This is a genomic window from Actinomycetospora sp. CA-053990, assembly GCF_050948445.1.
Classification (GTDB): Bacteria; Actinomycetota; Actinomycetes; order Mycobacteriales; family Pseudonocardiaceae; genus Actinomycetospora; species Actinomycetospora callitridis.
Genome location: NZ_CP192043.1, coordinates 794,562 through 812,307, shown reverse-complemented (window position 1 = coordinate 812,307; position 17,746 = coordinate 794,562). Strand labels below are relative to the sequence as shown.

18 protein-coding genes are annotated in these 17,746 nt (G+C 75.5%); 6 read left to right on the top strand and 12 right to left on the bottom strand.

Going from position 1 to position 17,746, the window contains the following annotated elements:
• Positions 1 to 14 precede the first annotated feature (14 nt).
• On the bottom strand, positions 15 to 584 hold the full coding sequence (locus tag ACQPYN_RS04190; protein ID WP_274195961.1) for an XRE family transcriptional regulator: 570 nt from the start codon (positions 582 to 584) through the stop codon (positions 15 to 17).
• 50 nt (positions 585 to 634) lie between these two features.
• Between ACQPYN_RS04190 and ACQPYN_RS04185 the strand changes: the two genes are divergently transcribed.
• A complete protein-coding gene (locus tag ACQPYN_RS04185; RefSeq protein WP_433033856.1) occupies positions 635 to 1,591 on the top strand; it encodes an NAD(P)/FAD-dependent oxidoreductase in 957 nt (318 codons plus the stop codon).
• Positions 1,588 to 2,223, top strand: coding sequence for an SAM-dependent methyltransferase (locus ACQPYN_RS04180; protein WP_433033853.1), 636 nt, complete (start codon positions 1,588 to 1,590; stop codon positions 2,221 to 2,223). Before ACQPYN_RS04185 ends, ACQPYN_RS04180 begins: the two co-directional genes overlap by 4 nt.
• Before the next feature lie 182 nt (positions 2,224 to 2,405).
• On the opposite strand, the gene ACQPYN_RS04175 is transcribed toward ACQPYN_RS04180, so the two are convergent.
• The 3 genes from ACQPYN_RS04175 to ACQPYN_RS04165 all read right to left on the bottom strand — a co-directional run bounded on the left by ACQPYN_RS04175 (position 2,406) and on the right by ACQPYN_RS04165 (position 6,025).
• Positions 2,406 to 3,746, bottom strand: a complete 1,341-nt coding sequence (locus ACQPYN_RS04175) for a hypothetical protein (RefSeq protein ID WP_433033850.1) — start codon at positions 3,744 to 3,746, stop codon at positions 2,406 to 2,408.
• Positions 3,747 to 3,863: 117 nt separating this feature from the next.
• The gene (locus ACQPYN_RS04170; protein WP_433033847.1) at positions 3,864 to 5,288 is read right to left on the bottom strand and encodes an acyl-CoA synthetase; all 1,425 of its coding nucleotides are present in this window, start codon (positions 5,286 to 5,288) and stop codon (positions 3,864 to 3,866) included.
• Positions 5,289 to 5,326: 38 nt separating this feature from the next.
• Positions 5,327 to 6,025: a TetR/AcrR family transcriptional regulator C-terminal domain-containing protein gene (locus ACQPYN_RS04165; protein WP_433033844.1), complete on the bottom strand. Its 699-nt coding sequence runs from the start codon at positions 6,023 to 6,025 to the stop codon at positions 5,327 to 5,329.
• An 81-nt stretch (positions 6,026 to 6,106) separates the two neighbouring features.
• On the opposite strand from ACQPYN_RS04165, the gene ACQPYN_RS04160 reads away from it, so the two are divergent.
• Positions 6,107 to 6,937 carry an NAD(P)H-binding protein gene (locus tag ACQPYN_RS04160; protein ID WP_433033841.1) on the top strand — a complete coding sequence of 277 codons (831 nt, stop codon included), beginning with the start codon at positions 6,107 to 6,109 and terminating at the stop codon, positions 6,935 to 6,937.
• 6 nt (positions 6,938 to 6,943) lie between these two features.
• Here the strand turns inward: ACQPYN_RS04160 and ACQPYN_RS04155 are convergent, their stop codons facing one another.
• Genes ACQPYN_RS04155 through ACQPYN_RS04145 form a run of 3 tightly spaced genes read right to left on the bottom strand, consistent with a single transcriptional unit; the run spans position 6,944 to position 9,806 of the window.
• Positions 6,944 to 7,804: an ABC transporter permease subunit gene (locus ACQPYN_RS04155; protein ID WP_433033838.1), complete on the bottom strand. Its 861-nt coding sequence runs from the start codon at positions 7,802 to 7,804 to the stop codon at positions 6,944 to 6,946.
• Positions 7,801 to 8,766: an ABC transporter ATP-binding protein gene (locus ACQPYN_RS04150; protein WP_433033836.1), complete on the bottom strand. Its 966-nt coding sequence runs from the start codon at positions 8,764 to 8,766 to the stop codon at positions 7,801 to 7,803. The genes ACQPYN_RS04155 and ACQPYN_RS04150 overlap by 4 nt, the downstream gene beginning before the upstream one ends.
• Positions 8,763 to 9,806: a LolA family protein gene (locus ACQPYN_RS04145; protein ID WP_433033833.1), complete on the bottom strand. Its 1,044-nt coding sequence runs from the start codon at positions 9,804 to 9,806 to the stop codon at positions 8,763 to 8,765. Before ACQPYN_RS04145 ends, ACQPYN_RS04150 begins: the two co-directional genes overlap by 4 nt.
• A gap of 83 nt (positions 9,807 to 9,889) precedes the next feature.
• Between ACQPYN_RS04145 and ACQPYN_RS04140 the strand changes: the two genes are divergently transcribed.
• The gene (locus ACQPYN_RS04140; protein WP_274196182.1) at positions 9,890 to 10,552 is read left to right on the top strand and encodes a response regulator transcription factor; all 663 of its coding nucleotides are present in this window, start codon (positions 9,890 to 9,892) and stop codon (positions 10,550 to 10,552) included.
• Positions 10,549 to 11,883 (top strand): sensor histidine kinase, encoded by a 1,335-nt coding sequence (locus tag ACQPYN_RS04135; RefSeq protein WP_433033830.1) that lies wholly within the window; start codon positions 10,549 to 10,551, stop codon positions 11,881 to 11,883. The genes ACQPYN_RS04140 and ACQPYN_RS04135 overlap by 4 nt, the downstream gene beginning before the upstream one ends.
• Before the next feature lie 298 nt (positions 11,884 to 12,181).
• On the opposite strand, the gene ACQPYN_RS04130 is transcribed toward ACQPYN_RS04135, so the two are convergent.
• Positions 12,182 to 13,213 (bottom strand): EamA family transporter, encoded by a 1,032-nt coding sequence (locus ACQPYN_RS04130; protein ID WP_433033827.1) that lies wholly within the window; start codon positions 13,211 to 13,213, stop codon positions 12,182 to 12,184.
• A gap of 80 nt (positions 13,214 to 13,293) precedes the next feature.
• Here ACQPYN_RS04130 and ACQPYN_RS04125 point away from each other — a divergent pair, with 80 nt between their 5' ends.
• Entirely contained in the window at positions 13,294 to 13,782 is a 489-nt protein-coding gene (locus tag ACQPYN_RS04125) for an Lrp/AsnC family transcriptional regulator (protein ID WP_433033824.1), read from the top strand.
• On the opposite strand, the gene ACQPYN_RS04120 is transcribed toward ACQPYN_RS04125, so the two are convergent.
• From ACQPYN_RS04120 to pcaH, 4 genes are all read right to left on the bottom strand, one after another.
• Positions 13,779 to 15,164: a glycosyltransferase gene (locus ACQPYN_RS04120; protein WP_433033821.1), complete on the bottom strand. Its 1,386-nt coding sequence runs from the start codon at positions 15,162 to 15,164 to the stop codon at positions 13,779 to 13,781. The two genes, ACQPYN_RS04125 and ACQPYN_RS04120, sit on opposite strands and share 4 nt — an antisense overlap.
• A 65-nt stretch (positions 15,165 to 15,229) precedes the next feature.
• On the bottom strand, positions 15,230 to 16,423 hold the full coding sequence (locus ACQPYN_RS04115) for a 4-hydroxybenzoate 3-monooxygenase (RefSeq protein WP_433033818.1): 1,194 nt from the start codon (positions 16,421 to 16,423) through the stop codon (positions 15,230 to 15,232).
• Entirely contained in the window at positions 16,420 to 17,028 is a 609-nt protein-coding gene (gene pcaG, locus ACQPYN_RS04110; RefSeq protein ID WP_433033815.1) for a protocatechuate 3,4-dioxygenase subunit alpha, read from the bottom strand. The genes ACQPYN_RS04115 and pcaG overlap by 4 nt, the downstream gene beginning before the upstream one ends.
• A complete protein-coding gene (gene pcaH, locus ACQPYN_RS04105) occupies positions 17,028 to 17,738 on the bottom strand; it encodes a protocatechuate 3,4-dioxygenase subunit beta (RefSeq protein WP_433038705.1) in 711 nt (236 codons plus the stop codon). Before pcaH ends, pcaG begins: the two co-directional genes overlap by 1 nt.
• Positions 17,739 to 17,746 lie beyond the last annotated feature (8 nt).

Sequence of the window (17,746 nt, the reverse complement as noted above, 5' to 3'; positions counted from 1 at the left end):
GTCAGAACACGGGGTCACGCGCGCATGTGCACGCGCTCGCCCTGGCGCCCGAAGAGCGCGAGGACCTCGACCGGCCCCTCGCCGGTGGTGCCGAGCCAGTGCGGGCGGCGGGTGTCGACCTCGGTGGCCTCGCCCGGACGCAGCACGAGGTCGTCGTCGCCGTTGATCACGCGGAGCCGGCCGGCGAGGACGTAGACCCACTCCCAGCCCTGGTGGACGGGGAGCTCGTCGGGCGGGGTGTTGCGCGCGGGCGAGAAGACGAACTTGTAGGCCGCGGGCTGACCGGGGCTGCGGGACAGGCGGTACATGACGGTGTCCTCGCTGCGCGAGACCGGCGCGTCGCGGGCCGGCGCGGCCTCGCGCAGCCCGACGAGCTCGTCGAGCCCGGTGCCGTAGACCGTCGCCAGCGGCAACAGCAGCTCGAGGGTGGCCCGCCGGCCGCCGGTCTCGAGCCGGGAGAGGGTGCTGACCGAGATCCCGGTGCGCTCGCCCAGCTCGGCGAGCCCCAGGCCCTCCCGCCGTCGCCGGGTCGCCAGCCGTGCGCCCAGCCCGTCGAGCACGTCGTCGGTCGTCACGTTTGCCATTCTGGCAAGAATCCTCGTCGCGCGGGGCGGCGCGGAGCAGGCTCGTGGACATGAACGACGAACCCCTCGACACCCTCGTCCTTGGGGGTGGCGCGGCCGGGCTGTCCGGCGCGCTGACCCTCGCCCGCTCCCGCCGCTCGGTGCTCGTGCTCGACGCCGGCGAGCCCCGCAACGCCCCGGCCGCCGGGGTGCACGCCTTCCTCACGCGCGACGGCCTGCCGCCCGCCGAGCTCGTGCGTCTCGGGCGCGCCGAGGTGGAGTCCTACGGTGGCCGCGTGCGCCCCGGCACGGCCGTCGCCGCCCGGCGCGTCGGCGACCTGTTCGCCGTCGACACCGCCGACGGGGAGACGCTGCACGCGCGGCGGCTGCTCGTCGCCACCGGCCTGGTCGACGAGCTGCCCGACCTGCCCGGCGTGCGCGAGCTCTGGGGCCGCGACGTGCTGCACTGCCCGTACTGCCACGGCTGGGAGGTGCGCGACCAGCCGCTGGCCGTGCTCGGCACGGGGCCGGGGAGCCTGCACCAGGTGAAGCTCTTCCGGCAGCTCACCGCCGACCTCGTCTACCTGCGCCACCACGCCCCGGAGCCCACCGCCGAGGAGGCCGAAGAGCTCGCTGCCCTCGGTATCCCCGTCGTGGACGAGGAGGTGACGGGCCTGGAGATCACCGACGACCGTCTCTCCGGCGTACGCCTCGCGAGCGGACGCGTCCTGCCCCGGACCGCGCTGGCCCTCGCGCCGCTCTTCGTCGCGCGCAGCGCGGTGCTGGAGGACCTGGGCGTCCCGTTCGCCGACCACCCGTGGGGCGGTCGCTACGCCGCGGCCGAGGACGTCACCGGGCAGACCGCCGTGCCCGGGGTCTGGGTCGCGGGCAACGTCAGCGACCTGTCCGCCCAGGTCGTCGCCGCCGCGGCCGCCGGCACGCTCGCCGGCGCCCGCATCAACGCCGACCTCGTCGTCGAGGACACCGCCCGGGCCGTCGCCCGTCACCGCGAGGGAGCCGTCGCATGACCACCCACGAGCAGTACACCGCCGCGTTCTGGGACGAGCGCTACAGCGGCAGCGAGCAGATCTGGAGCGGCGCCCCGAACGCCGTCCTCGTCCAGGAGGTCGCCGACCTCGCGCCCGGCTCCGCGCTCGACGTCGGCAGCGGCGAGGGCGGGGACGCGATCTGGCTGGCGCAGCAGGGCTGGCGGGTCACCGCGATCGACGTCTCGGAGGTCGCCCTCGGTCGGGTCGCCGCCCGCGCCGAGGCCGAGGGCGTCGCCGACCGGGTGACGACGATGCCGGTCGACCTCTTCGCCGAGGAGCTGCCGGGCTCCCACGACCTCGTCACCGCACACTTCATGCAGCTCCCCGGCGCCGAGCGGCCCCGCCTCTACCGCGCGATCGCCCGCGCCGTGGCCCCGGGCGGCACGCTGCTGCTCGTCGGCCACGACCCGGAGGGCATGCCTCCGGAGGCCGAACACCACCACCCGCACGACATGTTCGCCACCGCCGAGCAGCTGGTCACCGAGCTCGGCGACGCCCTCGAGGGCTGGACGGTCGAGGTGGCCGAGCGCCGCGGACGCGACGCCGTGCAGCCCGACGGGCGGCCGCGGTTCCTCTACGACGCCGTCCTGCGGGTGCGCCGGCCCCGGTGAGGGACGGTCACCCGAGAACACTGACGGCACTGTCGGGAGATCGAGCTGGAGAGGTCGGACGAGTTCCTTCGGGCCGTCAGGGGCGGAGGTCCGCTGGGGTCGAGCCATGACCTCCCGCTGAGATGCTTCGAAAACCGAAGCATCAAATGCGAGGTGTCGCACATCGGCGGAGGGTCGCGGGGTCAGGGGAGCAGGGAGTCGCCGCCGTCGCCGCCATCGCCGTCGTTGCCACCGCCGTCGCCGCCGCTGCTGCCGCCGCTGCCGTCGCCGCCACTGCTCTCCTCCTCGGACGACGAGGACTCGGTCTCGGCTGCGGGCTCCGGCTCCCGGGACTCCTGTTCCTCGGACGACGACGCGGTCTCGGCGCTCGTGTCTTGCTCGTCGGCGTCGTCCTCGGGAGGCGCCTCCTGGGTACCGGCGAACTCGACGTCCGGCGCGGCCGTGGCGTCCGAGGCCTCCTCGGGGGGCTCCTCAGCGTCCTGGGGAACGGCCGGGGCGTCCGGACCCTCGGCCTCGAGCTCCCGGATACGGGCGTCGATCTCCTCGAGCCTCCCCTCGTCCCCGGAGTCCAGCGCCTCCTGGCGCTCCATCTGCAGCTCGACGAGGCGGGGATCGAGCGGATCCGGCGTCTCGACGGGAGCCGGGGTGGTCTCGGGCTCGGGCGTCTCCGCCTCCCGCCGCTCGTCCTCGAGCTCCCGGATGCGGGCCTCGATGTCCTCGACGGGCTCACCGGCCGACTTCGCCCGCTCGAGCTCCACCAGCTGGTCCTGGAGCTCGCGATCAATCTCGTCGCCGGGCCGTCCCGGCGGCTCGTCGGGGTCGGTCGGCTCCGGCGGCTCCTCGCCCTCGGCGTCCTCGGGGATGTAGGGGCCATTGGGGTCGGCGTCGCCGTCCGGGTTCTCCTGCGGGTGCCAGCCGCCCGGGTTGTAGTACGGGTCGTAGCCCCAGGGGTAGTAGACGGGGTGCCAGCCGAACGGCTGGTGGATCGGGCTCCAGCCGAAGGGCGCGGCGGTCGGGTGCCAGCAGTAGGGCTGGTAGTCGGGGTGCCAGCCGTACGGGTTGTAGTCCGGGTGCCAGCAGTTCGGGTTGTACTCGGGGTGGTAGCCCTCCGGGTTCCGGTCGGGCTCCCAGCAGTGCGGCTCGCTGCGCGGGTGGTAGCCGCAGGGGTTGTAGTCCGGGTGCCAGGCGTGCGGGTTGGTGTCCGGGTGGAAGCCCTCCGGGTTCCGGTCCGGGTGCCAGCACTCGGGCTGGTGCTGCGGGTGGTAGCCGCAGGGGTTCTCGACCGGGTCCCAGCCGTGCGGGTTGTCGCGCGGGTGGTACTGCCAGGGGTCGCCCTGCGGGTCCCACCAGTCGCCGGGCTGCCAGTGGTCGGGCAGGTCGTGGGTGTCGCGCCACTGGATCAGCACCTGACACGTGGGCGGACAGGCCTGGAGGTGCTCGGGACACCAGTAGGCCGCGGCCTCGGCCGCCTCCGGCACCTCCGGCTCGGGGTCCGTCGCGGCGACGCCGACCTCGCTGCTCATGGATCGGATCCCTTCGACGCGGAAGCGGGGGGCGGCCGGGCCGCGCTCCGGACGAGCTTCCGTCAATCCCAAGGAAAGGTCATGAGTAGCCCACTACTCAGACAAGGTCGCCGCTGCTCAGAGGCGCGCCTTCTGCACCTTGCCCATGGCGTTGCGGGGCAGGGCGTCGACGACGCGGACCTCGCGCGGGCGCTTGTGGACCGAGAGCCGCTCGGCGACGAAGGCGATGACCTCCTCGGGGTCCACCGGGTCGCCGGCGAGCACCACGTGGGCGACGATCCGCTGGCCCAGGTCGTCGTCGGGCTCGCCGACCACCGCGGCCTCGCGGATGCCGTCGTGCTCGAGCAGCGCGGTCTCGATCTCGCCGGCGCCGACCCGGTAGCCGCCGGTCTTGATCAGGTCCACGGAGCGGCGACCGACGATCCGGTGGTACCCGCCGGCGTCGATCACCGCGGCGTCGCCGGTGCGGAACCAGCGGTCCTTCGTCCACGTCTCCGCCGTGGCCTCCGGCCGCCCCAGGTAGCCGGTGAAGAGGCCGGGCCCGCGGACCTGCAGCTCGCCGATGGACTCGCCGTCGTGCGGGAGCAGCTCGCCGTCGGTCTCCTCGTCGGTGGACACGAGACGGGTCTCGACGCCCGCGACGGGGACGCCCACCCACCCGGGACGGCGCTCGCCGTCGGCCCGGACGGACAGGGTGATCATCGTCTCGCTCATGCCGTAGCGCTCGACCGGCGCCTGGCCGGTGAGCTCGCGCAGCTTCTCGAACACCGGGACGGGCAGGGGCGCGCTGCCGGAGACGAGCAGCCGCGCGGAGCGCAGCACGTCGGCGGCGGCCGGGTCGGCGGCGATCCGCGACCAGATCGTCGGCACCCCGAACAGCAGGCTCGCGCCGTGGTCGCGCACGGCCGAGGCGTAGAGGTCGGGGCGGGGCCGTCCGACGTGCACCAGCCGCGACCCGAGCCGCAGCGCGCCGAAGACGCCGAGGACCAGCCCGTGGACGTGGAACAGGGGCAGGCCGTGGGCGAGGGTGTCGTCGGCGGTCCACTCCCACGCGTCGGCGAGACCGTCGAGCCCCGCCGCCATCGCCGTCCGCGAGAGCAGCACGCCCTTGGGCGCGCCGGTGGTCCCCGACGTGTAGAGCACCAGGGCCGGGCCGTCGTGCGGGGCCTCGCGGGCGACGTCACCGCTGCGGCGGCTCAGGTCGACCTTGCGCACCGGCAGGGTGACGTCCGTGGGCCGCTCCCCGATCCAGAGCGACGCCCCGGAGTCGGCGAGCAGGTGCGCGCGCTCGCCGGAGCCGACATCGGGGGGCACCGGGACGACCGGGGTGCCGGCCAGCAGGCCGCCGACCATCGCGACGATCGCGTGGGCCGTCGGCTCGGCGAGCACCGCGACCGGGCCCTCGGCGGGCCGGTCGACGATCTGGTCGGCGACCACCGAGGCCGCTCCGAGCAGCTCCGGGCCGGACATCGACGTGTCCCCGATGCGGATCGCCTCGGGGTCGTCGAGGCCTCCCTCGAGGAGCGCAGCCAGCAGCGTCATGGCGCCCATGATGGGCACCCGCGCGTCGCGGCGCGCGGCTACCCCTGGGCCAGGAGCCCGTCGACGATCACCCGCAGCTTCCACGAGGCGCGCGCGTCGCCCCCGCCGCCGGTCAGGAGGGGCCGCAGAGCCACGATCGAGGGGAACTCCGCGGGGTCCAGGGCGGCGTAGACGCCGTCGATGCGACCCGCGAACGCGGCGCCCATCGCCTCGGTGGTCGCCCGGTCCGGGTCGACGATCTCGCGCTGCTCGCGGTGCCACACCGCCTGCTCCAGCGCCGAGGAGGCCACGTACTGCCCGAGGAGGTCGGCGGCCCAGGCGCAGGCGGCGTCGTCGATGCCGCCGACCCGCAGCAGGCGCAGCACCTCCTCGTTGACCCGCAGCGAGTGCGGGCCCAGCGGTACCCCGGCGATGGCCGCCATCGCGATGTCGGCGTGGGCGGACAGCGCCGCGACCATGCGGTCGATCAGCAGCTCGAGGCGCGCGCGCCAGTCGCCGTCGGCATCCGTCGGGAGCGCGACGTCGGCCAGGGCGAGGTCGTGCACCGCCTCCATCAGCTCGCGACGGTCGGCGACGTAGACGTAGAGCGACGCCGGCCCGGTCTCGAGCTCCGCCGCCACCCGCCGCATGCTCGCGGCGTCGTAGCCGACCTGATCGACGACGCGCAGCGCCGCGGCGACCACCGCCTCGCGGCTGAGGGCGGTCTTCGCCGGGCGGGTGCGGGGTCCCGGGGGCACGCGCCGACCCTAGCTTGACGAACGTCGTTCGCGGCGTACGGTGTTCGTCACGAACGCTGTTCGTAGAAGGAAGGTCCTCGCATGATCCTCGTGACCGGAGCCCGTGGCACCGTCGGCCACGCCGTCCTTCACGGCCTGCTCGCCGCCGGCGTCCCCGCCGACCGGCTGCGCGCCTCGGGGCGCGACCCGTCCGTCCTCGACGTGCCCGCGGGCGTCGCCACGGTCGCCGCCGACCTCGCCGACCCGTCGACGCTGCCCGCGGCGTTCGACGGCGTCGAGCAGGCCTTCCTCTACCCCTCGGGCGACGGGTCCGTGGTGGCCGAGGCCGCGCGCGACGCCGGGGTGGGGCACATCGTGCTGCTCTCCTCGCTGTCGGTGCTCGACGACGACCCGGAGGACCGGATCGGCGCGATGCACCGCGGCGCCGAGGCGCCCTGGCAGGAATCCGGGATCAGCGCGACGTTCCTGCGGCCCGGCGCGTTCGCCGCCAACACCCTCGACTGGGCCGACGGCGTGCGCGCGGGCCGGGTGGAGCTGCCCCTGCCCGACAGCCACGTCACCCCGATCCACGAGGCCGACATCGCCGACGTCGCCGTCGCCGCGCTCGCCGGGGGCGGCGTCCGGGGCACCGCGCCGAGCCTCACCGGGCCGGAGTCGCTGTCGTTCCGGGAGCAGGTCGGCGTGATCGCCGCCGAGGTCGGGCGCGAGGTCGAGGTGGCCGGGCTGTCCGCCGACGAGTACCGCGAGCGGATGGGCCGGTTCGCCCCGCCCTGGGTCGCCGACACCCTGCTGCGTCTCTGGTCTGCGAGCGACGGCAAGCCCCAGCCCGTGGACGACGTCGCCCCGCTGCTCGGGAGGCCGGGCCGGAGCTTCGCGACGTGGGTCCGCGACCACCGCGACGCGTTCGTCTGAGCCGCGCTACCCGTCCCGGCGCCGCATGCGCCACACGGTGATCCCGACGCCGAGGACGAGGTAGACCAGCGCGCGCCCGGTGCTGGAGACGAGGCCGTCGAGGGGCAGCGGGTCGCGCAGGGCGTCGGTGCCGGCGCTCCAGCCCGAGGTCAGCAGCAGGGGCTGGAGCCACTCCAGCGACGGGATCGCGGCGAGGACGCCGAAGACGATCAGCCCGCCGAGCACGGACGCCAGGACCACGAGCGGGTGCTCGGTGAAGGCCGAGACCGCGAGGGCCACCGCGGCGACCGCGAGGAGCTGGACGACGGTCCAGGCGGCCACGAGCAGGACGCGCCCGAGGGCCTCGCCGAGCCCGAGCGTCGTGCCGGAGAGCGTGATCATGGTGCCGCTCGGGCCGCCGACGACGACCAGTCCGGTGAGCACGCCGACGACGGCGACCAGCAGGACGGCCAGCACGGCGACGGTCACCACGCCGACCGCCTTCATGACGACCAGCCGGGTCCGCCCGACCGGCGCCAGGAGCAGCCCGCGCAGCGTGCCGTGCGAGGCCTCGCCGGCCAGGGCGTCGGCGGACGCGGTGGCGACCGTGAGGGGCAGCAACAGCGTCAGGGCGAGCCCCATCGCGGCGATCGGCAGCACCAGGCCGTTGCCGGCCACCGCGGCGACCAGCCCGGGGCCGACGCGGTCGCCGTCACCCGGCCCGCCGGTCAGGGCGATGCCGACGCCGATCGCCACGGGGACCAGGGCCAGGAGCCCGAGCAGCACGAGGGTGCGCGGGCGGCGAAGGACCCAGCGGACCTCGGCGGCCGCGAGCCGCCCGAGCGGGGCGGTGGTCCGGGTGGCGTTGCGTGTCTCGAGCGTCGTCACGCGTCCTCCTCGGTCAGGCGGGCGAAGAGCTCCTCGAGGTGGGCCCGGCGCCGGTGGACCTCCCACACCGCGACGCCGGCCGCGACCAGCGCGGCCACGACCTCCGGCGCCTCGAGCGGCCCGGGCGGCACCGCGACCCCGCCCTCGGCGCGGTACGAGGGCGCGCCGGCCTCGCGCAGGGCGAGGATCGCATCGTCGACGTCGGGGGTGCTGACCACGAGGCCGCCGGTGTCGGCGTCGAGCAGCGTCTGCAGCTCGCCCGCCACCAGCAGCGTCCCGGTCTGGAGCACCGCGACGTGGCTGCACACCGCCTCGACCTCGGCGAGCAGGTGCGACGAGAGCAGCACCGTCGCCCCCGACCCGCGCAGCTCGGCGACGACCCGCCGGACGTCGCGGGTGCCTGCGGGGTCGAGCCCGTTGGTCGGCTCGTCGAGCACCACCAGGCGGCGCGGGACGAGCAGCGCCGCGGCGAGCCCGAGGCGCTGCTTCATCCCCAGCGAGTAGGCGCGGTAGCGCTTGCGCGCGGCGTCGGCGAGCCCGACCCGCTCCAGCGCCGCGTCGACCGGGCCGCGCAGGTCGCCGCCGAGACGGGGCTCGGCGGCCGCGCTGCGCAGCAGGTTGTCGCGGCCGGAGAGGAACGGGTGGAAGCCCGGCCCCTCGACGAGCGCCCCGACGTCCGGGAGCGCCGAGGCCAGGTCGTTCCCGCTGCGCCCGAGGAGCTCCACCGTCCCGGCGGTCGGGCGGGTCAGCCCGAGCAGCATCCGGATGAGGGTGGTCTTGCCGGAACCGTTCGGGCCGAGCATCCCGAGCACGGCGCCGGCCGGGACGTCGAGGTCGACGTCGTCGATCGCCACCGTGTCGCCGAAGGTCTTGCGCAGCCCGCGGACCCGCGCGGCGACCGCGTCCGGGGAGGACGCGGTCGCCGGCTGCTGGTCCGTCGGCGCGCTCGTCCCCGCCGTCACCGGGCCAGGGCCTCGGTGAGCACCTGCTGCGGCACCGCACCGGCCGCGATCCGGCCGTCGTCGGTGACGATCACGGTGGCGACGGCGGTGGTGATCACGCGCCCGCTGCCCCACGGGCCGCTCACCGGCGTCCCGAGCGCGGACAGGTCCGGCGCACCCTCGGGCCGCTGGCCGTCGGGCTGCTGGCCCGGCTGGCCCTGCGGCGCGCGGCCCACGATCACGGTGTCCCAGCCGTCGCCGACCCGCTGGCCCTGCCGGTCAGCCTCGGGGCGGTCCGGGCGGCCCTCGCGGGCCGGCGCGTCCTGGACGGTCGTGCCGGGCGGCGGGGTGAAGGTGAACAGCGACGCGTCCTGCGGCCCGTACGCGATCTCGGAGAAGCCGACCTGGAGCGCCGGCTCGCCCGAGCCCTGCGCGAGCACCGTGAGCTGCAGCGGCTGGCGGGTCTCGGCGTCGACGGCCACGCGCACCTCGCGCAGCAGCGTGCGCTCGGTGGGCAGAGGGGTCAGCACCAGCTGGTAGGCGGCCCGCCCGGCGACCTCGGCGGTGCCGTCGACGGCGACGGTGCTCGACTGCCGCAGCGTCGCGATGGCCTGCGTGGCGGCGGTGGTCGGGTCCTGGTTGTCGGGGCCGGCGTTGTCCGGACGGCCCTCGCCTGCCGGGGCGCGGGTCGCGGTGCGGTCGCGCGAGTCGTAGGACCAGCGCGTCGTCCCGTCCGAGACCAGCGTCCGCTCGCCGTCGGACGACGGGAGCGCGACGCGTCCGCGTCCCTCGCCGCCGGACCAGACGCGCACCGAGGACGTGCCGTTGGCGAGCTGCGGGACGCCGGGGACGGCGGGGAGCCCGAGGGCGTTGTCGACCTCGACCTCGCCGGCGAACGGCTGCCGGTCGGCGGTCATCACCGAGGACACGAGGTCCTCGGGGCTCACCGGCGGCAGCACCGGCGCCGCCGACGCGCCCGCCGGGGCGACCACGAGACCCACACCGACGGCGCCCACGAGCACCGCACCCAACCCTGCCCCGACCCAGCGCCTGCGACCCATGACCCCATCGTGTCCCCGGCGTGCTGAGACTCCTCTCAGCGTCGGCGACACCGAGGAGGCCTACCGTCGGTGCCGTGCCCCGGGTGCTGGTGGTCGACGACGAGCCGGGGGTGCGCGACGCCCTCGCCCGCGGGCTGGCGGCCGAGGGCATGGAGGTCCGGTCGGTCGCCGACGGCCACGCGGGCCTGCAGGAGGCTTCGACGGGCGCCTACGACGCCGTGGTCCTCGACATCATGCTGCCCGGGCTCTCGGGCTACCGGGTGCTCGAGGCGCTGCGCGCCGAGGGTGTCGCCACCCCGGTGCTGCTGCTCTCGGCGAAGGACGGCGAGGTCGACCAGGCCGACGGGCTCGACCTGGGCGCCGACGGATACCTCGTCAAACCGTTCTCGTTCGTCGTGCTCGTCGCCCAGCTGCGCGCGATGCTGCGCCGCTCGGGACCCGCGACCACGCGGGTGGTGCACGGCGCGCTGAGCCTCGATCCCGCGACCCGGTCGGTGACGTGGGAGGGCCGCGACGTCGAGCTCTCCGCCCGCGAGTTCGCGGTGCTGCACGCGCTGGCGGTGCACCCCGACGCCGTGATGACGCGCGACGACCTGCTCGCCGCGGTGTGGGGCGGGGGCGGGTCGGCGAGCCGCAACGTCGTCGAGGTGTACGTCGGCTACCTGCGGCGCAAGCTCGCCGCGGTCGGCGCCGGGGAGCTCGTGCGCACCGAGCGCGGGCGGGGCTACCGGCTGGGCTCCGGGTGACGTCCTGGTGGGCGCGCCGCTCGCTGCGGACGCGGATCACCCTGGTGGTCGGGATCGTCGCCGTCGTCGCGCTGCTCGCCGTGGGCCGGGTGGCCGGCGGGCTGCTGTTCTCCGCGCTGGTGGAGAGCGGGGACCAGACGCTCACCGAACGCGCCGCCGCCGCGACGGGAGCGGTCGCCGGCGGGACGCCGGTGCCGCCGGGCGTGCGGGTGGTGGACGCGGCGGGGTCGCCGGTCGACGGCCGCGGACCGCGACCGGTGGACGCGGACGCGCTGTCCCGGCTGGCCGCCGGGCAGCCCGTGACCGTCGTCGAGGGCCCGCTCGGGCCGCAGCGCTGGGTCGCCGTCCCGGTGCCGGCGCCGGACGGGTCGCCGCGCCTGGTCCTGGCGTCGCGCGACCTGGTGGGCGCCGCGAGCCTGTTCGCCGACGCCGCCCGTTGGCTCGCCGTGGCCGCCCTGCTCGGCGCGGTCGGGGTGGGCGTCGCGGCGTGGGCCGCGACGCGGGTGGCGCTGCGCCCGGTGGACCGGATGCGCGTGGCGGCCGCGGCGGTGGCCCCCGGGGAGCGCCTGCCGGTCCCGCCGTCGCGCGACGAGCTCGCCGCCCTCGCCGTCGAGATCAACGCGCTCCTGGCCCGCCGGGACGACGCGGTCGGGCGCCTCGAGCGCTTCACCAGCGAGGCCGCGCACGAGCTGCGCTCCCCCATCGCCGCGCTGCGCGCCCAGGCCGACGTCGCCGTCGCGCACCCGGAGCAGGCCTCGAGGCAGGCCTCGGATCAGGCCCCGGATCAGGCCTCAGTGGACGAGACGTGGCGGTCGGTGGCGCGGGAGGCCGAGCGGCTCTCGGACCTGGTCGGCGACCTGCTGGCCCTGGCGCGCGCGGACTCGGGCGAGCGGATGCCGGCGCGGCCGGTGGACCTCGTCGACGCGGTCGGCGAGGCGCTCGCGCGCCTGCCCGAGGAGCCCCTGGTCGCGATGACCCTGTGGGCCCCGATGCCCGTGACCGTCGCCGCGACGCCGGCCGAGGTCGCGATCGTGCTCGACAACGTGCTCGCCAACGCCCGGCGGCACGCCGAGACCGTGGTGCACGTGTCGGTGGTGCCCGCGGGGCGGTGGGTGCGCCTGCTGGTCGACGACGACGGCCCCGGGATCGCGCCCGCGGACCGCGACCGGGTCTTCGACCGCTTCACCCGCCTGGCCCCCGAGGCGGGCGAGGGCAGCGGGCTCGGCCTGGCGCTCGTCGCCCGCCTCGTCGCCGGGCGGGGCGGCACCACCCGCGCGACGACCTCGCCCGACGGCGGGACCCGCCTGGTGGTGCGCTGGCCGGTGGGCTGAGGGGTGACCCCGGACGCCGAGTGTGCGTCGGTCGTGATCGACAGACCTTGTGGATCACGACGCGCGCACACTCGGCGCAGCCCGGTCCCGCTGTCGGGGGTGACGGGCAGGATGGTCGGTGTCGCGCTTCCCCCGCGGTGCCGTCGCCCGTTCCTGCCTGCCCCCGGGGAGCCGTCGTGTCCACCCACGCCGATCACCGCCGCGCCCGCGCGCGGCTCGACGCCGAGACCATCGACCGTGCCGCCGCCGTCCTGCGGCGGCGGGTCGCGATCGGTCGCTACGCCGGGCTCGCCGGCGACTACGCCGGGTTCGAGGTGTGCGCGCTGCTCGAGGCCGTCGCGCACACCTCGGCCGAGGACCCTCGTTCGTCCCGCGTGCGCGACGCGGCGCTGAGGGCGGCACGGGCGCTGCTCGCCGACGAACCCGGGGTCTCGTGAGCGGCGTGGGCCCGCCGCTCACGGTGCCCGTCGGTGACGACGGCCAGGGCGACGCCGGCGACCAGGGCCACCTCGCCGAGCAGGGCCAGCGGCCCGGGCACCGCGCCCGCGAGCAGCGCGGCGAACACGAAGCCCCACGCGGTCTCGAGCGCCATCAGCTGGCTGACCAGCACGGGCGAGAGCCGCGCCGCCGCGGCGTGCCACAGCCGCACCGCCAACCAGGACGACACGAGGCCGAGGAAGAGCACGACGAGCAGGGCGCGTACCGGCTCGGCGGGCACGCCACCGGTGGCGAGCAGCCAGATCGCCAGCGGCAGGGCGAGCACGCCCGCAGCGAGGCCCTGAGCGCCGGCGAGCACCGGGCCGAGGTCGGGGCGGTCGGCGAGCAGGCGGTGCGAGTCGAGGCCGTACCAGCTCCAGGACGCCACCGCGACGAGCGCGAGCAGCGTGCCGATCACGGCGGACCAGCCGCCGGGGCCGGGCGTCGGCGACGTGTGCACCAGCACCTGCCCGACGCCGACGAGCACGAGGGCCGGCAGCAGGGCCGTCACGCCCGCGCGCCCCCGGTGGCGGGCGGAGATCAGCGCCATGACCACCGGGACGAGGCCGATGGTCGCGACGGCGATGGTCGGGCCCGCGAGGCGCACGGACAGCGCGACGAGGCCGTAGTAGAGCAGCGAGCCCGTGACCGCGTGCGCGGTCACCCGCACCCACGGGACGTCCGTGCGCAGCACGCGCCTCAGCTGGGGCAGCGACACCGCCCCGAACGCCACGAACCTCCCCATCGCCAGCAGCAGCGCGGGCGCGAGCGGCGCCAGCTCCGGCGCCACGAACACCGCGGCCCACCCCGCGCCGGCGAGCACCATCGCGCCGAGCGCCGTCCTCCTCGTCATGCCTCCACGATGCGCGCGCGACCGCGGGTGATGCCGGGCGATCTTCCAGGGTCGAGGGCCCGCAGGCGCATGATGGCGTCATGACCGCGCCACACCGTGCACGATCCGCCCAACCCACCCTGGATCGGGTCGACCGCCGCATCCTCGACCACCTCGCCGACCACGGACGGGAGAGCCTCGCCGACCTCGCGGAGGCGGTGTCGATCTCCGCGTCGTCGGCCCAGCGCCGGCTGCGGCGCCTCGAGAGCGAGAAGGTGGTGCGCGGCTACCGCGCGGTGCTCGACCCCGACGCCGTCGACCGGGGGCTGGTCGTGCACCTGACGGCGACGCTCGTCGACCACACCGCCAACACCGTCGGTCGCTTCGAGCGCCACATCGTCGACCTCGCCGGCCTCGTGAGCTGCCACCACGTCACCGGCGACGTCGACTACCTGCTGCGCGTCGACGTCGCCGACGTCGAGGCGCTCGACGTCCTGCTGCGGCGCACGCTCGCCCGTGTCCCGGGGGTCGCGCGGTTCACGACGATGGTCGCGACCTCGGGCCTGGTCGACCGGGTCACGCGGATCTAGTCGCCGGTCTGGTCCCCGGTGAGCCGGTCCACCTCGCCGAGCAGGTCCGACACCTGCTTGACGACGCTGAAGCGCTCGCGGGCGTAGCGGGCCGCGTCCGGGCCCTTGCCCTGCTTCCAGCCCTCGTCGAGCGCCCGGGTGACGGCGGCAGCGAGGGAGTCGGCGAGCTCCTGGCGGTCGTCGGTCTCGGGCACGAGCGTGCCGACCTCGTCGGTGACGAAGTCCCGCGGCCCGCCGGAGTCGGCGCCGATCACCGGGGTCTCGCAGGCCATGCACTCGAGGAACACGAGCCCGAACGGCTCGCGGTAGGACGGGAACACGCCGACGTCGGCGCAGGCGAAGAGCGTCGCGAGCTCCTCCTGCTGGCGCGGCCCGAGGAAGTAGGTCCGTTCCAGGCCGAGCGAGGCCGCGAGGTCGTGCATCTTCACCTGGTCCTCGACCGGCCCCGAGCCCGCGACGAGGGTCAGCACGCGCCGCTCCCCGCGCTCGTAGGAGGCCGCCGCCCGGAGCAGGGCGTCCAGTCTCTTCCAGTCGGCGAACTTGCCGACGAACGCGACGACGGCGTCGAACCCGCCCTCGGGCGCGACCGCCTCCGGCGCCCGCTCCGACCCGGCCGGCGGCTGCGTCGTGAAGCCGGCGAGCACCTGCTCGCGGTCGGCGTAGAGCTCCGGGGCGGGGAAGAAGGCGTGCTGGTTGTAGCCGTTGTGGGAGAGCACCATCCGCTCGCGCGGGAACTCCGGGAAGACCGCCGAGAACGCCTCGATCTGCTCCGACGAGATCGACGCGACGACGTCGACGCCGTGCTCCGGGCCCGCGGACCAGTCGAAGATCTTCTCCTGCTGCATGAAGGGGAGGAACCGCCACGGGAACTCCGCGGGGTTGTCGCCGCGCTGCTCGTGGACGTACATCTTGAGCTCGGTGCCGTGGGCGAAGTCCAGCAGCGGCATGCGCGAGCGTCCCGCCTCCGTCCGCGCCCGGATCACGTCGCGCATGACCACGGCGTTCATGAACGCGTGGTGGGCGATCGCCAGGCCGAACTCCTCGCCGGTGCTGGCCTCGATCTCGTCGATCCACTCGGTGACGAAGGCCGTCAGGCGGGCCCGGTACGCGTCGACCTCGTCGGGGTCCATCGCGTGCCACCGGTAGCTCGAGACCGGGGAGATCGACTCGCAGATCGGGATGTCGTGCTCGAGCGGGAACACCCGCACGTCGTCGGTGCGCCAGCGCTGCACCCGGGACGGGAACACCGAGTAGCAGCGCACGCCGGGCAGATCGTTGTACGCGGTGTGGTGGGCCTCGTGCAGGATCCCCGAGCCGGGGGCGAACTCCCCGTCGCGCTGCCAGTTGTTGGTGCCGAGCTGGAAGATCAGCCGGTCGCCCATGCGGTGTTCTCCCCCGGGGTCTGCGCGCGTCGAGGCCGCTCGTCGGGGCGCAGCCTAGGCGTCGGCTACACCGCCCCCAGGGCGAGGCCCCGGTAGTTCTCGGCCAGCGCCCGGCGGGCGGACTCCGACGTCGCGATGTGGCGCAGGTGGGCCAGGGCGAGCTGCTCGTCGAAGGGGTCGCCGTCGGGGTCGACGTGCAGCATCGTGGTCATCGTCCAGGAGAAGTGCGCGGCCCTCCAGACGCGGCGCAGCACGGTGTCGGAGTAGGCGTCGATCAGCGTCTCGTCCTTGGTGGCGAACCACTCGGAGAGCGCCTCGGCCAGCACGCGCACGTCGGCGACCGCGAGGTTGAGGCCCTTGGCCCCGGTGGGCGGGACGATGTGCGCGGCGTCGCCGGCGAGGAACAGCCGCCCGTGGCGCATCGGCTCGGTGACCATGCTGCGCATCGGGGTCACCGACTTGTCGGTGATCGGGCCGCGAGCCAGCGTGAACGACCCGTCGTCGAGCGCGAAGCGCGCCGCGAGCTCGTCCCAGATGGCCTCGTCGGCCCAGGTCTGCGCGTCCGTGCCGTTGGGCACCTGGATGTAGGCCCGGGTGACCGACGACGAGCGCATCGAGGCCAGCGCGAACCCGGTACGCCCCCGGGCGTAGATCAGCTCGTGCGACGACGGGGCGACGTCGGCGAGGATCCCCAGCCACGAGTAGGGGTAGACGCGCTCGAAGCGCCGCACGAGGTGCTCGGGGATCGCGCGGCGCGCCGGCCCGTACGACCCGTCGGCACCGACGACGACGTCGGCCCGCAGGACGTGCTCGGCACCCTCGTGGCGGTAGCGCACGGTAGGACTGTCGGTCTCCACGTCCTCGACGGAGAGCACCTCGGCGTCGAACAGCAGCGGCTCGCCCTGCTCCAGGCGCAGCGCGATGAGGTCGCGCGTCACCTCGGTCTGCGCCCAGATCATCACGCGCTCGCCGGTGAGCTCCTGCATGTCCACGCGCACGCTGCGCCCGGAGAACCGCAGCTCGAAACCGTCGTGCGGCATGCCGAGCTCGTCCATCCGCGCGTGGGCGCCGACCTCGCGCAGGGCCTCGACCGTGCCGTGCTCGAGGATGCCGGCGCGCTGCCGGGTCTCGACGCGCTCGCGCGGGCGGGCCTCGAGCACCACCGAGTCGACACCGCGCAGCCGCAGCAGGTGCGCCAGCATCAGGCCGGCGGGCCCGCCGCCGACGATCGCGACCTGCGTGCGGTCCGGGGCGCTCACGCCGGGGTCTCGGTGGTCGCGGCCGGCGGCTGCGCGAGCCCGTGGGCGGAGAGGTCGAGGAACACCGTCTCCCCGGTGCCCTGCATCCGGATGTCGAAGCGGTACCCGGGGCCCGTGACGCCGCCGTCGGGCACGGCCATCAGCGTGGCCCGGCGCGCCTCGTCGAGCTGCGCGAGCAACGGGTCGGCGGCGTTCGCCTCGACGTGGTTCGGGAAGTACACGCGGGTGAACAGGTGGTGCAGCAGGCCCCGCGCGAACACCGTCACGGCCATGTGGGGGGCGTCGCGGGATCCGGAGGGTGCCGCCGGGCGCAGGGTGCGCAACCGGTAGTCCCCGGCGCGGTCGGTGGGGACGCGGGCGAAGCCGGTGAACGAGCGGCCGTCGCGGTGCAGCGCGCCCGGGCGCACCGGCACGCGACCGTCGGGACCGGTCTGCCAGAACTCCAGCAGCGCGTCGGGCACCGCCACGCCGGCTCCGTCGCGCACGGTGCCGTGCAGCGTGATCGCGCCGGGCGTGCCCATCGGGACGACGTCCCCGCCGCCGTCGAAGGGCAGGCCGAAGGCGAAGAACGGCCCGACGGTCTGCGAGGGCGTGAGGTCGAGCATCAGGCTCCGTCCACGTCGGGCGGCGTGGCGTGCGCGCCGTCGAGCACGATGTCCCAGCGGTAGCCCAGCGCCCACTCCGGCTGGGTCACGTCGTGGTCGTAGGCGGCGATCAGCCGCTGCTGCGCCTTCTCGTCGGTGACCGACTGGAAGATCGGGTCGAGCCCGAACAGCGGGTCCCCGGGGAAGTACATCTGCGTGACCAGGCGCTGGCTGAACGCCGTGCCGAACAGCGAGAAGTGGATGTGCGCGGGACGCCAGGCGTTGGTGTGGTTGCGCCACGGGTAGGCGCCCGGCTTGATCGTCACGAAGCGGTAGCGGCCCTCGTCGTCGGTGAGGGCCCGGCCGCCGCCGGTGAAGTTCGGGTCCAGCGGCGCGGGGTGCTGGTCGCCGTCGTGGCGGTAGCGCCCGGAGGCGTTGGCCTGCCAGACCTCGACGAGCTGGTGGCGCACCGGACGCCCGTCGCCGTCGAGGACCCGGCCCGTAACGATGATCCGCTCGCCGAGCGGCTCGCCGGCGTGGTGCCGGGTCAGGTCGGACTCGATCGGGGCCACGTCGGCCGCGCCGAACACCGGCGCGGCCAGCTCGGTGAGGCTCGGCGGTGTGACGACGAGGGGTCGCTGCGGGGACCGCAGGGCGGTGCTGCGGTACGGGCCGTAGGCCCGGTCGGGATGGCCGTCGGGGCGCGTCGGCGCCGCCGCGGCCTCGGCGATCTCGGCGG